This is a genomic window from Streptacidiphilus sp. P02-A3a (genome assembly GCF_014084105.1).
In the GTDB taxonomy this organism is placed as follows: Bacteria; Actinomycetota; Actinomycetes; order Streptomycetales; family Streptomycetaceae; genus Streptacidiphilus.
The window spans coordinates 7921930-7938111 of sequence record NZ_CP048289.1 but is presented as its reverse complement, the minus strand read 5'-3'; the positions used below and the strand labels follow the sequence as shown (position 1 = coordinate 7938111).

Annotated in this window: 15 protein-coding genes, 1 pseudogene and 1 riboswitch; of the genes and pseudogenes, 4 read left to right on the top strand and 12 right to left on the bottom strand. The window is 70.3% G+C overall.

What is annotated here, in order from left to right; all coding sequences use genetic code 11:
• Positions 1-44: 44 nt before the first annotated feature.
• Positions 45-1484, top strand: coding sequence for an MFS transporter (locus GXP74_RS33410; protein WP_182454991.1), 1440 nt, complete (start codon positions 45-47; stop codon positions 1482-1484).
• Positions 1485-1860: 376 nt separating this feature from the next.
• Here GXP74_RS33410 and GXP74_RS33405 read toward each other — a convergent pair whose 3' ends face one another.
• From GXP74_RS33405 to GXP74_RS33385, 5 genes and pseudogenes are all read right to left on the bottom strand, one after another.
• Complete coding sequence (locus GXP74_RS33405) at positions 1861-2475, bottom strand: DUF4276 family protein (RefSeq protein WP_182454990.1); 615 nt, start codon at positions 2473-2475, stop codon at positions 1861-1863.
• Complete coding sequence (locus GXP74_RS33400) at positions 2472-3713, bottom strand: AAA family ATPase (RefSeq protein WP_182454989.1); 1242 nt, start codon at positions 3711-3713, stop codon at positions 2472-2474. Before GXP74_RS33400 ends, GXP74_RS33405 begins: the two co-directional genes overlap by 4 nt.
• On the bottom strand, positions 3710-3874 hold the full coding sequence (locus GXP74_RS33395; RefSeq protein ID WP_182454988.1) for a hypothetical protein: 165 nt from the start codon (positions 3872-3874) through the stop codon (positions 3710-3712). The genes GXP74_RS33400 and GXP74_RS33395 overlap by 4 nt, the downstream gene beginning before the upstream one ends.
• 238 nt (positions 3875-4112) lie before the next feature.
• Positions 4113-4565 (bottom strand): annotated as a pseudogene (locus tag GXP74_RS33390) (type II toxin-antitoxin system VapC family toxin); the annotation flags it as partial.
• Positions 4555-4824, bottom strand: a complete 270-nt coding sequence (locus tag GXP74_RS33385) for a type II toxin-antitoxin system Phd/YefM family antitoxin (protein ID WP_182454986.1) — start codon at positions 4822-4824, stop codon at positions 4555-4557. The pseudogene GXP74_RS33390 and the gene GXP74_RS33385, both read right to left, overlap by 11 nt.
• A gap of 193 nt (positions 4825-5017) precedes the next feature.
• Here GXP74_RS33385 and GXP74_RS33380 point away from each other — a divergent pair, with 193 nt between their 5' ends.
• Complete coding sequence (locus GXP74_RS33380) at positions 5018-5728, top strand: hypothetical protein (RefSeq protein WP_182454985.1); 711 nt, start codon at positions 5018-5020, stop codon at positions 5726-5728.
• Between the two features lie 312 nt (positions 5729-6040).
• On the opposite strand, the gene GXP74_RS33375 is transcribed toward GXP74_RS33380, so the two are convergent.
• The 4 genes from GXP74_RS33375 to gcvT form a co-directional block, all read right to left on the bottom strand.
• Positions 6041-7429 carry an L-serine ammonia-lyase gene (locus GXP74_RS33375; protein ID WP_182454984.1) on the bottom strand — a complete coding sequence of 463 codons (1389 nt, stop codon included), beginning with the start codon at positions 7427-7429 and terminating at the stop codon, positions 6041-6043.
• Between the two features lie 189 nt (positions 7430-7618).
• Positions 7619-8887 carry a serine hydroxymethyltransferase gene (gene glyA, locus GXP74_RS33370; protein ID WP_182454983.1) on the bottom strand — a complete coding sequence of 423 codons (1269 nt, stop codon included), beginning with the start codon at positions 8885-8887 and terminating at the stop codon, positions 7619-7621.
• 19 nt (positions 8888-8906) lie between these two features.
• Positions 8907-9284, bottom strand: a complete 378-nt coding sequence (gcvH, locus tag GXP74_RS33365) for a glycine cleavage system protein GcvH (RefSeq protein ID WP_182454982.1) — start codon at positions 9282-9284, stop codon at positions 8907-8909.
• 121 nt (positions 9285-9405) lie between these two features.
• Positions 9406-10563: a glycine cleavage system aminomethyltransferase GcvT gene (gcvT, locus tag GXP74_RS33360; RefSeq protein ID WP_182454981.1), complete on the bottom strand. Its 1158-nt coding sequence runs from the start codon at positions 10561-10563 to the stop codon at positions 9406-9408.
• 189 nt (positions 10564-10752) lie between these two features.
• A riboswitch (glycine riboswitch) is annotated at positions 10753-10872 on the bottom strand.
• 148 nt (positions 10873-11020) lie between these two features.
• Between gcvT and GXP74_RS33355 the strand changes: the two genes are divergently transcribed.
• Complete coding sequence (locus GXP74_RS33355; protein ID WP_182454980.1) at positions 11021-11785, top strand: enhanced serine sensitivity protein SseB C-terminal domain-containing protein; 765 nt, start codon at positions 11021-11023, stop codon at positions 11783-11785.
• Positions 11786-11924: 139 nt separating this feature from the next.
• Positions 11925-12683: an enhanced serine sensitivity protein SseB C-terminal domain-containing protein gene (locus GXP74_RS33350; RefSeq protein ID WP_225448370.1), complete on the top strand. Its 759-nt coding sequence runs from the start codon at positions 11925-11927 to the stop codon at positions 12681-12683.
• Between the two features lie 130 nt (positions 12684-12813).
• Here the strand turns inward: GXP74_RS33350 and GXP74_RS33345 are convergent, their stop codons facing one another.
• The 3 genes from GXP74_RS33345 to GXP74_RS33335 form a co-directional block, all read right to left on the bottom strand.
• Positions 12814-13908: an ABC transporter ATP-binding protein gene (locus tag GXP74_RS33345; protein WP_182454979.1), complete on the bottom strand. Its 1095-nt coding sequence runs from the start codon at positions 13906-13908 to the stop codon at positions 12814-12816.
• A complete protein-coding gene (locus GXP74_RS33340) occupies positions 13905-14975 on the bottom strand; it encodes an ABC transporter ATP-binding protein (protein WP_182454978.1) in 1071 nt (356 codons plus the stop codon). The genes GXP74_RS33345 and GXP74_RS33340 overlap by 4 nt, the downstream gene beginning before the upstream one ends.
• Before the next feature lie 104 nt (positions 14976-15079).
• Positions 15080-16072, bottom strand: a complete 993-nt coding sequence (locus GXP74_RS33335; protein ID WP_182454977.1) for an ABC transporter permease — start codon at positions 16070-16072, stop codon at positions 15080-15082.
• Positions 16073-16182: the final 110 nt, after the last annotated feature.

The window sequence follows — 16182 nt, the reverse complement described above, 5'->3', positions numbered from 1 at the left end:
AGAGGGTTGTGCTTTCAAACTCACTCCCGCTAGCGTTCCCTGCCATGGAGATAGTTGGAATATCAAACCCGGTGCCGGTGTCGGCCGACGTGGACCGACCGCACCGTCGGGCCGCGTTCCTGGTCGTGGCCGCCGCGGTGTTCGTCTCGAACCTCGACCTGTTCATCGTCAACGTCGCCCTTCCGGCGATGCAGCAGCACTTCCACGGCAGCAGCCTGGCCACCCTCTCCTGGGTGCTGAACGGCTACGCCATCGTCTTCGCCGCCCTGCTGGTCGCCGCCGGACGGCTGGCGGACCGGATCGGGCACCGCCGGGTGTTCCTCGCCGGGCTGGCTGTCTTCACCGTCGCCTCCGCACTCTGCGCGCTCGCCCCGGCCGTCGGCTGGCTCGACGCCGCCCGGGTGGTCCAGGCGGCGGGCGCCGCCGCGCTGATGCCGACCTCCCTCGCGCTGCTGCTGGACGCCACACCCCCGACCGAGCGCCCCGCCGCCATCCGGGCCTGGGCCTCGATCGGCGGAATCGCCGCCGGGCTCGGACCGGTCCTCGGCGGACTGCTGGTCGAGGCCGACTGGCGCTGGGTGTTCATCGCCAACGTCCCGGTCGGCGCGGCCGCCATCGCCGTCGGCGCCCGGGTGCTGCCCAGGCTGCGCGGCAAGGAGGACGGACCGCTGCCGGACCTGTTCGGCGCGGGACTCCTGACCGGGGCCATCGCCGTTCTCGCCGTGGCCCTGGTCAAGGGCGACGACTGGGGCTGGGGCTCGGCCCGGGTCCTCGGCGGCCTGCTCGCGGCCGTCCTGCTGACCGGCTGGTTCCTGCTCCGCTCGGCACGCCACCCCGCCCCCATCGTCGAACTGCCGCTGCTGCGGGTGCCCAGCTTCGCCGCGGCCAACACCGCCGCGCTGCTGTTCACCGTCGCCTTCGCCGGGATGCTGCTGACCTCGGTCCTGTGGTGCCAGCAGGTCTGGGGGTACTCGGCACTGCGCACCGGACTGGCCATCGCCCCGGGCCCGCTGCTGGTGCCGCCGGTCGCGCTGGGCAGCGCCGCGCTGGTGCGCAGGCTCGGCCCCGGGCGGCTGGCCGCGCTCGGTACCCTGCTGTTCGCGGCGGGCATCGGCTGGTGGGCGGCCACCATCGAGATCCGGCCCGGCTACGCCACCGAACTGCTGCCCGGGATGCTGCTCACCGGCCTGGGCGTGGGACTGACCCTGCCCACCCTGATCGGCTCCGCCGCGGCGGCCCTGCCGCCCACCCGCTTCGCCACCGGCTCGGCGGTCACCACGATGGCCCGGCAGATCGGCGCGGTGGTGGGCGTCGCGCTCACGGTCAGCCTGATCGGCACCCCGCACGGACCGCAGGCCGCCCTCGACGCCTTCCGCCGCGGCTGGACGGCGGTGATCGTGGCGGCACTACTGGCCGCCGCAGCCTCCCTGCTACTGGCCACCACCCAACGCCGCGCAGCGGCAGCCCCGGTCAGCACTCGATGACGTTGACCGCGAGGCCGCCGCGGGAGGTCTCCTTGTACTTGACCTTCATGTCCGCGCCAATTGATCATGGCTGTGACCTGCATCTTTGACGAATATCAGGCAGGGGACGGGGCGCCGGGGACTGTGTGGGGGACTTTTTCTCGTCTGCGTTAGGCCCGTCAGTCCGGCCGTGGGCGAGGCAGAGGGTTGGCCACGAGTTCCCTGGTCCTTCACGTTCTTGCTGAGCACCTCGGCCAGCCCATCACCGGCGATGGCCCGGCCCAGCCGCTTGGCGAAGCCGTCCTGAGCGGCGGTCGGGTCTCGCGCCGGCCGCGGTCGAGCATGGCAGCGACTGTGGCATCGCCGAATGCGGACTGATGGTGCTCTGCCATGGTGATCAGACCTTTCGCTTGCCAGCGATCAGATAGCTGACGTCACGGCAGAACTTGTCGAAGGAGGCCGAATTAGCCCGAGCCAGGTCAAGGTCGAAGAGGTCGGCAAGAGGTGCCTGGTCGACCCGGGGCTTGTACTGTCCGCCGTCGGTGCGGTGGTGAGTAAGCCAGCCCTTGCAGTCGCGGAGGGTCTCGTGGTTCCCGGGAACCGCGAGGTCGTACGGCATGCCTGCCCTGCCTCCGAGCGATGGTGCGGCTGCGAGGAACCACGCCTCGAACTCCCGGTTCGCCAGCACCACGGAGATGCGACGGTCGGGCCGCACGACGGTCGCGCGGTCGAGCAGGGACGGCCCCAGATCGGCAGGACAGTCGTCGTCCGCGTCGATGAGTGCGAGGATGCCGCCGGGGGCACCGGGCGGCAGCCGGCGGGCAAGAGCGTCCACGGTGGCCTCCAAGCCGCCCTGCTTCACCAATCGGCCTCGGTCGACGAGGTGCGGGGGCCGGATGTCGGCGTCCCAGATTCCCTCCGCGTACATGAGTCGGTGGAGTACGACGGGCAGGGCCGAGAGCTCGCCTTCCCCCTCGACTACGGAGGCAATGGTGACACGCTGTGTGCTCACTCGGCGGCCTCCGTAGGATGCGGTGTTTGGGGCTCGAGCTGGTTCGAGCGCAGCAGTTCACCGACGGTGGCCAAGCCGTCCGCCACGATCGACCGACTCACTTCGTCGACCAGCCCGATGACGGTCACTCCGTCGCGTGCGGTCACCACACGGATGGCGGAGAGGTCGGCCTCCTTACGGTCGAACAGCTCGGCGCTCTGGCTGGTCGCCAGCACCTGCACGGATGTACTCGCTTCTGTGAGCGCGTCGAACAGGACACCGGCAGCCAAGGGGTGCAGGGCCAATTCGGGCTCCTCGATGGCGACGAGCGGAATGCGGCCGTCCCGTGCGCGCGGCTGGAAGAGCACGGCGAGCAGGCCGATCGCCCTAATGGTCCCCTCGGACATGGACTCGGCGCGGAACTGCTTCGGCTCCGCCTCTTCGCCAGCGGTCAGAGTCATGCGCGCAGCGACATAGTCGCTGGCCGCCGCCGAAGCTGATGGCCCAACCTCGGTCAGATTTGGCACGATAGCGGCGGCGTAGGCGGGGACGCGCTCAGCTGCCCAAGGGTCGAGTCGGCCGAGGACTGCACCGAGATGGCCACCGTCCTCGTCCAGGCTGTCGGAGCCGGTAGCTGGTCGGGCATCACGGAGCGCAGCGAGATCCGGATCGTAGAAGAACATGTCGGCGAGCGCGGCGTAAAGCAGGGCGTAGGGGCCCGTGCCGGCCAGCAGTGGCAGGTAGAGGCTGCCAGGCCGGAGAGTCGACTCACGCTCGGAGGCGGGATCGTCGACTGCGCCACGCTCGACCTCGAAACGGAACGGCGGACGGCCGCTACCCAGGGCACCCAGTTCGCAGATCTCGTGTCGGACCTCCCACCCCTGTGGAGCATGGGGGCCGGAACCGCGGGCGAGGGTGAAGCCGTACCGGCCGTGCCAGGTGGTGTCCTGGCCGACGGACGGAGGTAGCCGGAATTCCAGGGTGATCGTGCAGGAGTGCGCCAACGTAGGAATGCGGCAGAGGACGTTCTCGAGCCCACCGCGGGAACCGATAGCCTCGGCCGGTCCACGGGTCACGGCGTCACGGACGAAGCGTAGGGCGTCGAGGAAGTTCGACTTACCGGCTGCGTTCAGACCCAAGAGGACGGTGAACGGGCCGAGGGGGATGTCGCAGCGAGCGATGGATTTGTAGTTGGTGAGCCGAACGCTGGTGACGAACAGTGCGCCCCCCTCGACGGGCGGCGTGAAGGCAGTGGTCATGGCTCGTCAACTCCTCGTCCAGAGGTGGTGAAGACGCCCTTGCCGTAGCCCGACTGCTTGTAGTCGCCGCCTAGGAAGTCGGCGACGGACCAGGCGTGGCTCGCCGGCTCCGTGTGCTCGCTGGTGTTCAACTCGTTCCCCTTCGGCGATTGATCCTGCATGGGCAGCCGACCTCATGCGTGCAGGAGCACCCTCTTCTGGTCCGTCTCACCGTAGCGGCGTTGCTCTGCCGCCGGGATCCAAGGCACGTGAAGGCGGCGTACGTCCACCTGCTTGATGCTGTTTGCTCAGCACGTCGATGACGTTGAACGCGCGTCCTCATGGATCTGACCGGGTACCTTGCCACTCTCGTGGCTTCGGGGCTGTGCTAGGGATTTCCTTGCCGGCCTCTGATCGGCTGTCGTGTGGCGATGCAGGCCGAGTGACCGGTACTACGGTCAGCAGGTCCTCAAGACCCTTGAAGTCATCGGGGTTGGTGGTGAAGAGCGGCAGCTCTTCGGCGATGGCGATGGCGGCGATCATCAGGTCGGCCACGCGTCTGCTCGGCTTTCGCCCAACGCCGACCGCGGCAGCGCTGATGCGGCCGTAGATTCGGGCCGCCTCGGCGTCGAAGGGGATGGGGTCGAACTCGTTTTCGGCGCACTGGAGGACGTGGAGTCGGCGGCCCCGCTCCGCATGCTCGCCGTAGTCTGCCTGCTCGTCGTTTCGTCTGACCTCATGGGGACCGGCGGACAGCTCCGCCAAAGTGATTGCGCTGATGGCCATCTCGGACGGAAGTTCGGCTAGGTCGATCCAGCGGCGGAGGATCATGATGTTGGTGTCGAGCAGACCCCGCTGGTGTTCAACGGGCATAGGGTTCGTCCATCTCCGGTGCAGTAGCGGCATCCTGGTCCGCTCGGAAGGCATCCAGGGAGATGTGGGGTGCGCTCCGCGACATCGCCGCGAACTCCGCTCGCGGAACGAAGCGCCTGCGGCATCTCAATGGGATCAGCTCTCCGATCCGGTGCCCGTCCCGGGTGACGGTGAACGACTGGCCAGCCTCGACGGCATCCATGATCTCTCGCGATTTGTTGCGCAAATCGCGCTGCGTGATCTCCGGCTGGGCTGTCATGGCTGTCACGGTAGCAATGAGTAGCACGCCGTGCTACTGAGCTCCTGGATCGCGCCAGATTTGTTCGGCTCGCGATCGGCTGATGATCCCGTGCGATCGAATTTGGATGCTTGTCGGTGGAGGCCCGTCAAGCCGTCCGCTTCGTCCTTGTCCGCGTTCAGCATGTATGGAGAGAGCGAGAAGGGAGCAGCAGATGGAGGGGCAGGATGGTTCGGGTACACCGATTGAGCGGATGAGGGCGCTGGACCACCTCAGCCCCAGGGAGGCGGCGAAAGCTTGGGGCGTACCGAAGGAGGGGCTGACCAACGCCGCTGAGCAGATCCGACAGATCCGGGCCGGGACCGACCGGGCGCTCGCCTGTGACCGGCCGCGTTGCCCTGAGCCGGTCACGTCCTTCTATGGCTTCCCCTGCAAGGTGCCGGTGGAGAAGGGTATGGAGATCTGCTACCAGCAGCGCCGGGTCAAGGCGGACCCGGGCCAGGACATCGCGACGTACGCGCTTGCCGCAGTGCAGGGGCATGCGAGCTGGGAGCAGTTGCGCGAACGGATCTGGAAGTTGGACAAGCTGGCTCTGCAGAGCGAGCGACTCCGCCTGTCCCGCGAACTCGAAGCCGGAGCCCCGCTCACAGAAGAGGACTACCGACTCGTAGCACTGCTGCCTTCGCCTGATCCCGCGACTCAGGGGCGTCGAGCATTCGGCCTTCCGGGCCCCAATGACGGCGTGGGGGATGCGGCCCGGCTTCGAGGGCTCGGCCTCCTCCTGGCTGCGGTGGACGCCGCTGCGCTGGGTCTGCCGTCCACGGGGCCTCGCGGCAAGGCTGTCGACGGGCCGCCGACCAAGAAGGGACCGTTGCTCTACTCCATCGCTGAAGCGGCCAAACGCCTTGGAGTCACCGCGTCGTAATTGCGTACCGAGTCCGCAGTCGGAAGGGTCCCGCATCGACTGATCGGCAGTCATCGGAGGTTCAGCGAAGAGGACCTGGAGCAGATCGTCAAGGACGCGTACCGGCCGAGAAGCGGCCGAAGCCGGTACGGCAGGCGTTGACAGAGCCTCTGGATGGCCCTGGTCAGCGGGCCATTTCTGCCCGTGGGGCTGGGGACTTTTCGGGGACTTTCTGCTTCGTCCTGGGGACTGTCTGGGGACTTTCCACCGTGCAAACAGGAAAGGCCCTGACCGCGCTGAAAGGGATGGAGGCGCTGGTCAGGGCCTATCTGTCTAGCACTCGATGACGTTGACCGCGAGGCCGCCACGGGAGGTCTCCTTGTACTTGACCTTCATGTCGGCGCCGGTCTCCTTCATGGTTTTGATGGCCTTGTCGAGGGAGACGTGGTGGCGGCCGTCGCCGCGGAGGGCCATGCGGGCGGCGGTGACGGCTTTGACGGAGGCCATGCCGTTGCGTTCGATGCAGGGGATCTGGACCAGGCCGCCGACCGGGTCGCAGGTGAGGCCGAGGTTGTGCTCGATGCCGATCTCGGCGGCGTTCTCGACCTGTTCCGGGGTGCCGCCGAGGACCTCGGCGAGGCCGCCGGCGGCCATGGAGCAGGCGGAGCCGACCTCGCCCTGGCAGCCGACCTCGGCGCCGGAGATCGAGGCGTTCTCCTTGAAGAGCATGCCGATGGCGCCGGCGGTCAGCATGAAGCGGACGATGCCGTCCTCGCCCGCGCCCGGGATGAAGTTCAGGTAGTAGTGCAGGACCGCCGGGATGATCCCGGCCGCGCCGTTGGTGGGGGCGGTGACCACGCGGCCGCCGGCCGCGTTCTCCTCGTTGACCGCCATCGCGTAGAGGGTCACCCACTCCATGGCGTTCGCCGGGCCGATGCCCTCGGTGCGCAGGGCGCGGGCGGCGGTGGCGGCGCGGCGGCGGACCTTCAGGCCGCCGGGCAGGATGCCCTCGTGGTTCATGCCGTTGCGGACGCACTCCTGCATGACGTGCCAGATGTCCAGCAGGCCGGAGCGGATCTCCGCCTCCGAGCGCCAGGCCTTCTCGTTCTCCAGCATCAGCGAGGAGACCGACAGGCCGGTCTCGGTGGTCCAGCGCAGCAGGTCGGCGCCGGTGCGGAAGGGGTAGCGGAGCACGGTGTCGTCCGGCTTGACCCGGTCCGCGCCGATGGCGTCCTCGTCGACCACGAAGCCGCCGCCGACCGAGTAGTAGGTCTTCTCCAGCAGCGGAGCGCCGGCGCCGTCGTAGGCGCAGAGGGTCATCCCGTTGGCGTGGTACGGCAGCGACCGGCGGCGGTGCAGGACCAGCTGGGTGTCGGGATCGAAGTCGATCTCGTGGTCGCAGATGTCGCCGAGGTCGGCGGCCAGCAGCCGCAGCCGCTTGCTGCCGCGGATCCGCTCGACGTCGAGGTCGGCCTGGACGATGTCCACGGTCCGCGGCGAGTTGCCTTCGAGGCCGAGCAGGACGGCCTTGGGGGTGCCGTGGCCGTGGCCGGTCGCGCCGAGGGAGCCGAAGAGCTCGGCGCGCAGCGAGGCGGTCTGGGCCAGTACGCCCTCGGACTTCAGGCGGCGGGCGAACATCCGCGCCGCGCGCATCGGGCCGACGGTGTGCGAGCTGGAGGGCCCGATGCCGACGGAGAAGAGATCGAAGACGCTGATGGCCACGGGAGACGCCCTTGTCTGCTGGTGGTGTGGGTCTGCTGGCGGGGAGTGCGGTGAGCTGCGGGCGCATGGAACGGGGCACCGGCACACCTTCCAGTGTGCGCGGTGCCCCGGCCGATCTGGGGCGTCCCGGACTGTGCTTCCAGTTACACGGGTCCTGGACGGGCGACAGACAGGGACTGCGGATCCGGCTTACAGGTCCGGGTAGAGCGGGTGCTTGGCGGCCAGGGCGGTGACCCGGGCGGCCAGTGCGGCGCGGGTGGCGTCGTCGAACGAGGGCTTGAGGGCCTCCGCGATGATGTCGGCGACCTCGGTGAAGTCCTCGGCGTCGAAGCCTCGGGTGGCCAGCGCCGGGGTGCCGATCCGCAGCCCGGAGGTGACCATCGGCGGACGCGGGTCGAACGGGACCGCGTTGCGGTTGACGGTGATGCCCACCGCGTGCAGCCGGTCCTCGGCCTGCTGGCCGTCGAGCTCGGACTTGCGCAGGTCCACCAGGACCAGGTGGACGTCGGTGCCGCCGGAGAGCACGGACACCCCGGCCTCGGTCGCGTCCGCGCGGGTCAGCCGCTCGGCGAGGATCTTGGCGCCGGCGAGGGTGCGCTGCTGGCGGTCCTTGAACTCGTCCGAGGCGGCGACCTTGAAGGCCACGGCCTTGGCCGCGATCACGTGCTCCAGCGGGCCGCCCTGCTGGCCGGGGAAGACCGCGGAGTTGATCTTCTTGGCGTACTCGGCCTTGGACAGGATCACGCCGCCGCGCGGGCCGCCGAGGGTCTTGTGGGTGGTGGTGGTGACCACGTCGGCGTAGGGCACGGGGGAGGGGTGCAGCCCCGCCGCGACCAGACCGGCGAAGTGCGCCATGTCCACCATCAGCAGCGCGCCGACCGAGTCGGCGATCCGGCGGAAGGCGGCGAAGTCGAGCTGGCGCGGGTAGGCGGACCAGCCCGCGATGATCAGCTGCGGCTGGTGCTCCTTGGCGAGCCGCTCGACCTCCTCCATGTCGACCAGGCTGGTCTCGGGGTCCACGTGGTACGCGGCCACGTTGTAGAGCTTGCCCGAGAAGTTGATCTTCATGCCGTGGGTGAGGTGCCCGCCGTGGGCCAGGTCCAGGCCCAGGATCGTGTCGCCCGGCTTGATCAGCGCGAACATCGCGGCGGCGTTGGCGGACGCCCCCGAGTGCGGCTGGACGTTGGCGTGCTCGGCGCCGAACAGCGCCTTGATCCGGTCGATCGCGAGCTGCTCGACCACGTCGACGTGCTCGCAGCCGCCGTAGTAGCGGCGACCGGGGTAGCCCTCGGCGTACTTGTTGGTGAGGACCGAGCCCTGGGCCTCCAGCACCGCCACCGGGGCGAAGTTCTCGGAGGCGATCATCTCCAGGGTTGACTGCTGGCGGTGCAGCTCGGCGTCCACGGCCGCGGCGACCTCGGGGTCGAGCGCGTGCAGGGACTGGTTCAGGACCGTCATGGATTCTTCCTCGGAGAGGTCAGGCGCCGGTGAAGGCGGAGTACTCGTCGGCCGACAGCAGACCCTCGGGGGTGCCGTCGATGCGGATCTTGAACAGCCAGCCCTCGGCGAAGGGAGCCGAGTTCACCAGCGAGGGGTCGTCCACGACGGCCTGGTTGGCCTCGACGACCTCGCCGGTGGCGGGGGAGTAGAGGTCGCTGACCGACTTGGTCGACTCCAGCTCGCCACAGGTCTCGCCGGCCGACACCGTCGTGCCGACCTCGGGGAGCTGGACGTAGACCACGTCACCGAGGGCGGTGGCGGCGAACTCGGTGATCCCCACGGTGGCCACGCCGTCCTCGACGGCGGTCAGCCACTCGTGTTCCTTGCTGTAGGTGAGGTGCTGGGGGTTGCTCATGAGAGTGATTCTCCAGGATGAGGCGGGGGCGGGCGAAACGGGCCGCCCGGACGGCAGGCGGCGGGGTCCCCGGCGCGGCGAGGCGGCGGGGGCGACGAAGAGGGCAGGAGGGGGGACGGGCTCAGCGGGCGCGCTTGTAGAACGGCAGCGCGACCACCTCGACCGGCTCGTGCGTCCCGCGCACGTCCACCGCGACGGTGGTGCCGGGCGCGGCGTGCGCGGCGTCCAGGTACGCCATCGCGATCGGCTTGCCCAGGGTCGGCGAGGGCGCGCCGGAGGTGATCGCGCCGATCACCGCGCCGTCGGCGACCGAGACCACGGCCATCTCCGCGCGCGGCACCCGGCGTCCGGCCGAGACCAGGCCCACCAGGACCCGCGGCGGCTGCGCCTGCGCCTGCTCGGCGGCCTTCTCCAGCGCCTCGCGGCCGACGAAGGCGCCGTCGTTGGTGGTCTTGTCGAAGCGGACGACCCGGCCGAGGCCCGCGTCGAAGGGCGTCAGCGAGGTGTTCAGCTCGTGCCCGTACAGCGGCATCCCGGCTTCGAGCCGGAGCGTGTCGCGGCAGGACAGGCCGCAGGGGACCAGCCCGCGCCCGGCACCGGACTCGGTCAGCGCCGCCCACAGCGCCTCGGCGTGCTCGGGGGCGGTGAACAGCTCGAAGCCGTCCTCGCCGGTGTAGCCGGTGCGCGCCAGCAGCGCCGGGCGGCCGGCCACGGTCGCGGGGAGCGAGGTGTAGTACTTCAGCCCGGGCAGGTCGGCGCCGGTCAGCGGGGCCAGGATGGCGGTGGCCTCCGGGCCCTGGACCGCGATCAGCGCGTACGCGTCGCGGTCGTCGCGGACGGCGGCGTCGAAGCCCTCGGCGCGCGCGGTCAGCTCGTCCAGCACCAGCTGCGCGTTGGAGGCGTTCGCGACCACCAGGAACTCGGACTCGCCGGTGCGGTAGACGATCAGGTCGTCCAGGATGCCGCCGTCCGCGGCGCAGATCATGGTGTAGCGGGCGCGGTTCACCGCGAGCGCCGAGACGAAGCCCACCAGCGCGTGGTCCAGCAGCTCCCCGGCCTGCGGCCCGGCGACGGTGATCTCGCCCATGTGGGAGAGGTCGAACAGGCCGGCCCGGGTACGGACGGCGTTGTGCTCCTCCCGCTCGCTGCCGTAGCGCAGCGGCATGTCCCAGCCCGCGAAGTCGGTCATGGTGGCGCCCAGGGCGCGGTGCACCGCGTCCAGCGCGGTGTGCCGCAGCGGCGGCTCGGCGGCGGCGGACGGCGTGGGTGACGAGGACATGGGGAACTCCTTGGTGCTCGGTCAGGGCACATGCAGGGCATGCTGCGGCAGGGCTCCCCCTCTGTCGCTGCAACCTGAGAGCTTCACCACACACCCGCCGGAGCGGACAGCCCGCCGGAGCGGACGTCTGTGGCTTGCACCGTTGGTGGGCCGACACCGGATGCCGGGTCTGCCACTTTCCAGATGTGCCTCGCCCGCACGGTAGCTGTGCCTGAGAGATTCCGGGGAAGGCTTGCTCCTTCGGCGCCGGCTGCGACACCCCCGGCCCCGGGGGGCGGTGGGTCGGCCCGGCTCTCCCGTGTGGGTTCGAACGGCCGGTGTGAAGTTGTTCGTCGGGCTCATCATGGCACGGAGCACCGACACGGCGCAGCTGTCGCCCGCCGGTCGCGGCATCGTCGACAGCGCCGCTGGTTATGCTCCCTGCGGGTACCGAAGTCGCAGAACGGTGGTAGGGACGATGCAGCACCCCGGGATTCCGGCGCAGAACGCCACGGGCGGATGGCCCGCAAACGAGCTGGAGCAGGTGCTGACGGCGGCGCTGGGCGATCCGGGCGCGACGCCGCGGGTGGTCGAGGTGCTGCGCCGCAGCCACGTCTGGCTGCCGCTGCCGGGCGGCCCGACCCGGGACGGGGCGACCCTGGACCTGCCGACCACCGAGCTCGCCGGGCAGCCCTTCGTGCCGGTGTTCAGCTCCGAGGAGCAGTTCCGGCTGATCGCCGGGAACCTGCCGTTCGCGGTCGCGCCGGTGCACGAGCTGGCCGAGGGCATGCCGCTGGGCGTCGGCATCGTGATCAACCCGGAGGGCGCGGTCGGCATCCCGATCCCGGCCGCGGGCGTGCCGGAGCTGCGCGGGACCGATCCGAGCGGCGGCGGGAACCGGGCGCCGGGGGGCAGTCGGCTGGGCCTGCGGGTACCCGGGGCGCACGAGGACCCGGTCGAGTTCCTGGTCGCCGCGATCGGCGAACTCGCGGTCACACCGGTGGTACTGACGGCCCGTCGGGCCCTGGTCCAGGTCGAGTCCGACCAGGAGAAGCTGTTCGTCGGGGTCGAGCTGGCCCGGGCCGAACCGGAGGACCAGCAGGCGGCCACGCTGGCCCTGGGCCGCGCCCTGGGCGCCGTGCCGCTGCCCTGGGAGGTCGGCATCGTGCTGCTGGACCTGGCCGACGACCCGCTGGTCGACTGGATGCGGACCTGCGTGCAGCCGTTCTTCGCCCGGGGCTAGCGGGATAGGCTGAGACGCTCTGCGGCCGGCGCACCGGCGGCGGGGCAGCAGCGGCTCGGACACAGCGGCGGATCACCGGCCAGGCGAGGGACAGCGCACAGCACGGGCATCGGGACTCGGGGGAGAGGGCGGCGGCACAGTGGTCCGGACAGGTGACGGTGACGCCATCGAGCGGGCCCTGCGGGGCGTGGCCCCCGGGCGCTACGAGGCGTACGAGGAACTGCTGCGCGCCCTCGGCGAGGGGCAGGTGTGGATGCTGCTCTGGCACGGCGAGTCCGGACAGCCCGACGCCCAGTACGGGAACCTGGAGGTCGGCCGGTTCGGCTACGCGCCGTGCGTGACCTCCGCCGAGCAGCTGGCGGCCAGCGGCTGGCCCCGGGCGCACCAGGTCAGCCCCGGCCGGGAGATCGCCGCCTCGCTGTACCGGGAGCGCTGGGGGCTGTGGCTGAACCCGCACCAGCCCGGGGGCGGCGTCGGCGTGCCCTGGACCGACCTGCGCCGGATCGCGGGCGGCCTGGACCGGCTGCCCGCGGGGCCGCTGCGGATCGAGGCGGCGACGGTGCCCGCCGAGGACTTCTACACCGCGCTGCGGCAGGCGGCGCGGAACACGCCGGCGGTGCGCTCGCTGCGCCGGGGCTGGGTCCGCCCGGCCTGGGGCGAGCCCTACCTGGCGATCGGGCTCGACCTGTACGAGGCCGGTCCGGCGGCGGTGGAGTCGGTGCGGCTGATGATGGAGCAGGCGCTGCCCGCCGCGCCGACCGGAGTGGACGTCTCCACGGTGGCGATGTCCGACCCGTACGACCCGGTGGCGCTGTGGCTGCGGGTCCGGGTGGTGCCGTTCTACGACCGCGAGTCGGCGGTCCACCCGGCCTACGGCTACCCGCAGCCGCTGCACTAGCCGGAGAGCCGGAGACGCGCCGCACCAGCCGGAGACGCGCCGCACCAGCCGGGGCACGGCAGACAGCCGGGGCAGGGCAGCAGTGAGGGGGCGCGCCGTGGCGGCGCGCCCCCTCGACCGGTCGGCCGGATCACTCCGACGCGACGACCTGCCGAACCTCGGGGAAGTGGCAGGCGGCCTGGTGCCCCTCGGGCGAACCCGACAGCTGCACCAGCGGCGGCTCCTGGGCGGCGCAGATGTCCTGGGCCTTCCAGCAGCGGGTGCGGAAGCGGCAGCCGGAGGGCGGGTTGATCGGGCTGGGGACGTCACCGGTGAGCCGGATCCGCTCCCGGCGGGACTCGCTGTCCGGGTCGGCCTCGGGCACCGCCGACAGCAGCGCGTGCGTGTAGGGGTGCTGCGGACGCAGGTACAGCGTCTCCCGGTCGGCGATCTCGACGATCTTGCCGAGGTACATCACCGCGACCCGCTCGGAGAAGTGGCGGACCACCGCGAGGTCGTGCGCGATGAACACGAACGCCAGGTTGAACTCCCGCTGGAGGTCCTGGAGCAGGTTGACCACCTGCGCCTGGATGGACACGTCCAGCGCCGAGACCGGCTCGTCGGCGACGATCAGCTTCGGCTTCAGTGCCAGCGCGCGGGCGATGCCGATGCGCTGCCGCTGCCCGCCGGAGAACTCGTTGGGGTAGCGGTTGTAGTGCTCGGGGCTGAGGCCGACGATCTCCAGCAGCTCCTGGGCGCGCCGCTTGTGGCCCTGCTCGGGGTTGATCCCGTTGAGCTTCATCGGGGTCTCGATGATGGTCCCGACCGTGTGCCTCGGGTTCAGCGAGGAGTACGGGTCCTGGAAGATCATCTGCAGGTTCTGCCGGGCCTCGCGCATGCTGGACACCCGCTTGTGGGTGATGTCCTCGCCGTCGAAGCGGATGCTGCCGTCGGTCGGCTCCAGCAGCCGGGTGACCAGGCGGCCGGTGGTGGACTTCCCGCAGCCGGACTCGCCGACCAGGCCCAGCGACTCACCCGCGCGGACGCTGAAGTCCACGCCGTCCACCGCGCGGACCGCGCCGACCTGGCGCTGCCAGACGATGCCCTGGCGGATCGGGAAGTGCATCTGCAGGTTCTTGACCTCCAGCAGCGCCTCCCCGCTCGCCTCGGGCCGGGACTCCTCGCGCGGGGCGGGAATGGTGTCGGTGGTGCTCACGCCATGCTCCTGTTCGTCCGCCGCGGTCATTTCGCGAGCCGGTCGGTCGCGCTGCGGATCTTGGTCTTGCTGCCGCTGTCGAGGTGGCAGGCCGCGATGTGCTTGTCGGTGCCGGGCACCGGCCGCAGCTCCGGCCGCTCGGTGACGCAGCGGTTCCCGGGGACCAGGTCGCTGTGCTCGCAGCGCGGGTGGAAGGCGCAGCCGGTCGGCAGGTTGATCAGGCTCGGCGGGGAGCCGGGGATCGGGTTCAGCCGGGTGCCGACGTCGCCGCCGAGGTGCGGCATGGACTGGAGCAGACCCCAGGCGTAGGGGTGCTCCGGCGCCTTGAGGACGTCCCGGACGCTGCCGTACTCGATGCGCCGGCCGCCGTACATGACCAGGATGTCGTCGGCGATCTCGGCGACCACGCCCAGGTCGTGGGTGATGATGATGACGGCCGAGCCGAACTCCTGCTGGAGGTCCCGGATCAGGTCCAGGATCTGCGCCTGGACGGTGACGTCCAGGGCGGTGGTGGGCTCGTCCGCGATCAGCAGCTCCGGGTCGCAGACCAGCGACATGGCGATCATGGCGCGCTGGCGCATACCGCCGGAGAACTCGTGCGGGTAGCTCTTGGCCCGCTTGTCCGGCTGCGGGATGCCCACCCGCTTGAGCATGTCCACCGCCCGGGTGTGGGCCTCCTTCTTGGAGACCTTGTGGTGCACCCGGTAGGCCTCGGCGATCTGCGCGCCCACGGTGAAGAAGGGGTGCAGCGCCGACAGCGGGTCCTGGAAGATCATCGAGACCTTGTTGCCGCGCCGGGTGCGCATGTCGCTCTCCGGCATGGCGACGAGTTCCTCGCCGTCCACCCAGATCTCGCCGGAGACCTGGGCCCGGGTGCCCTTGTGCAGGCCGAGCAGGGCCAGGCTGGTGACGGACTTGCCGGAGCCGGACTCGCCGACGATGCCGAGCGTCCGGCCCTTCTCCAGTGTGAAGGACACCCCGTCCACCGACTTGACGAGGCCGTCCTCGGTGGGGAAGTGCACGCGCAGGTCCCGGACGTCGAGGAACGTGGACGGCGGGTCGACCGGCAGATTCTGCGTCGAGAGTTCGAGGGCCACTGGTACTTCCTAAGTCGACGGGGGGTCGGGGTCGCCGACCCGCGCCGGATGGTTCAGGCTCGGCTGTTCTGGCTTGGCTGTGCTGCTTGCCGGCTTCGCCGGGGTCAGGCGAGGCGGACGCGGGGGTCGATGATGCCGTAGACGACGTCGACGACGACGTTGGCGAGCACCACGGCCACGGCGGCGAACAGCGTGGTGGCCATGATGACGGGAAGGTCGGAGTTCTCCACCGACTGTACGGCGAGGGAGCCGATGCCGGGGATGCCGAACGCGGACTCGGTGATGACCGCGGCGCCGCCGATCAGGTAGCCGAAGTCCATGCCGAAGATGGTGACGATCGGGGTGATCGCGGCCCGCAGGGTGTGCTTGAAGATCACGCTGCGCCGGGACAGGCCCTTGGCGCGGGCGGTGCGGACGTAGTCCTCACCCATGGTCTCCAGCATGGTCGAGCGGGTCAGCCGGGTGTAGAAGGCGAGGAAGCCGATCGCCAGCGACGCCCAGGGCAGGATCAGGCCCTGGAACCACTGGCTCGGGTCCTGGGTGATCGGGGTGTAGTTGGGCGAGGGGAGCAGCGCCCACTTGTCCACGAAGAAGTACTGCAGGATCAGCGCGGTGAAGTAGATCGGCAGTGAGATCCCGAACAGCGCGAAGCCGACCGCGAACTTGTCGATCGCCTTGCCCTTGCGGATCGCCGACACGATGCCCAGGCCCAGGCCGGTGATCAGGAAGACCACGGCTGAGCCGATCGCCAGCGAGATGTCGGCGGGCGCGCGGCCCATCAGGGTGTCCCAGACGTTGGAGTTGTCGTGGAACGAGATGCCCAGGCAAGGGAAGTTGCACTGGATCGGCACCGAACTGCCGCCGAAGGTGCGTCCGTTGAAGAAGCCGTAGGCGAAGTCCCAGTACTGCACCAGGATCGGCTTGCTCAGCCCGAGCGCCTGGTTGATCTGGGCGATGCGTTCCGGGGTGCAGGTCTTGCCGCAGGCGAGCACCGCCGGGCTCGACGGGACGGCGAAGAAGATGAGGAAGGTGATGAAGCTGATCACCACGATGATGGCGACAGCACTCAGGAGGCGACGAATGAGGTAACGAGTCATGTGGTGCTCGGACCGGGCGGTGAGGCCTGGCCCGCCTCCCTCTCGTTGTCGGCCGGCGGGGATCTGACCTGCGCGGGATGACGGTGCTGATGGGTTGGGGGGCGGCGCCG

What these genes read in the sequence shown, in the direction of transcription:
- GXP74_RS33410 (WP_182454991.1), top strand. Translation starts at nt 45, where the DNA reads ATGGAGATAGTTGGAATATCAAACCCGGTGCCGGTGTCGGCCGACGTG.
- GXP74_RS33400 (WP_182454989.1), bottom strand. Translation starts at nt 3,713, where the DNA reads ATGACCACTGCCTTCACGCCGCCCGTCGAGGGGGGCGCACTGTTCGTC.
- GXP74_RS33395 (WP_182454988.1), bottom strand. Translation starts at nt 3,874, where the DNA reads ATGCAGGATCAATCGCCGAAGGGGAACGAGTTGAACACCAGCGAGCAC.
- GXP74_RS33385 (WP_182454986.1), bottom strand. Translation starts at nt 4,824, where the DNA reads ATGACAGCCCAGCCGGAGATCACGCAGCGCGATTTGCGCAACAAATCG.
- GXP74_RS33380 (WP_182454985.1), top strand. Translation starts at nt 5,018, where the DNA reads ATGGAGGGGCAGGATGGTTCGGGTACACCGATTGAGCGGATGAGGGCG.
- glyA (WP_182454983.1), bottom strand. Translation starts at nt 8,887, where the DNA reads ATGACGGTCCTGAACCAGTCCCTGCACGCGCTCGACCCCGAGGTCGCC.
- gcvH (WP_182454982.1), bottom strand. Translation starts at nt 9,284, where the DNA reads ATGAGCAACCCCCAGCACCTCACCTACAGCAAGGAACACGAGTGGCTG.
- gcvT (WP_182454981.1), bottom strand. Translation starts at nt 10,563, where the DNA reads ATGTCCTCGTCACCCACGCCGTCCGCCGCCGCCGAGCCGCCGCTGCGG.
- GXP74_RS33355 (WP_182454980.1), top strand. Translation starts at nt 11,021, where the DNA reads ATGCAGCACCCCGGGATTCCGGCGCAGAACGCCACGGGCGGATGGCCC.
- GXP74_RS33345 (WP_182454979.1), bottom strand. Translation starts at nt 13,908, where the DNA reads ATGACCGCGGCGGACGAACAGGAGCATGGCGTGAGCACCACCGACACC.
- GXP74_RS33335 (WP_182454977.1), bottom strand. Translation starts at nt 16,072, where the DNA reads ATGACTCGTTACCTCATTCGTCGCCTCCTGAGTGCTGTCGCCATCATC.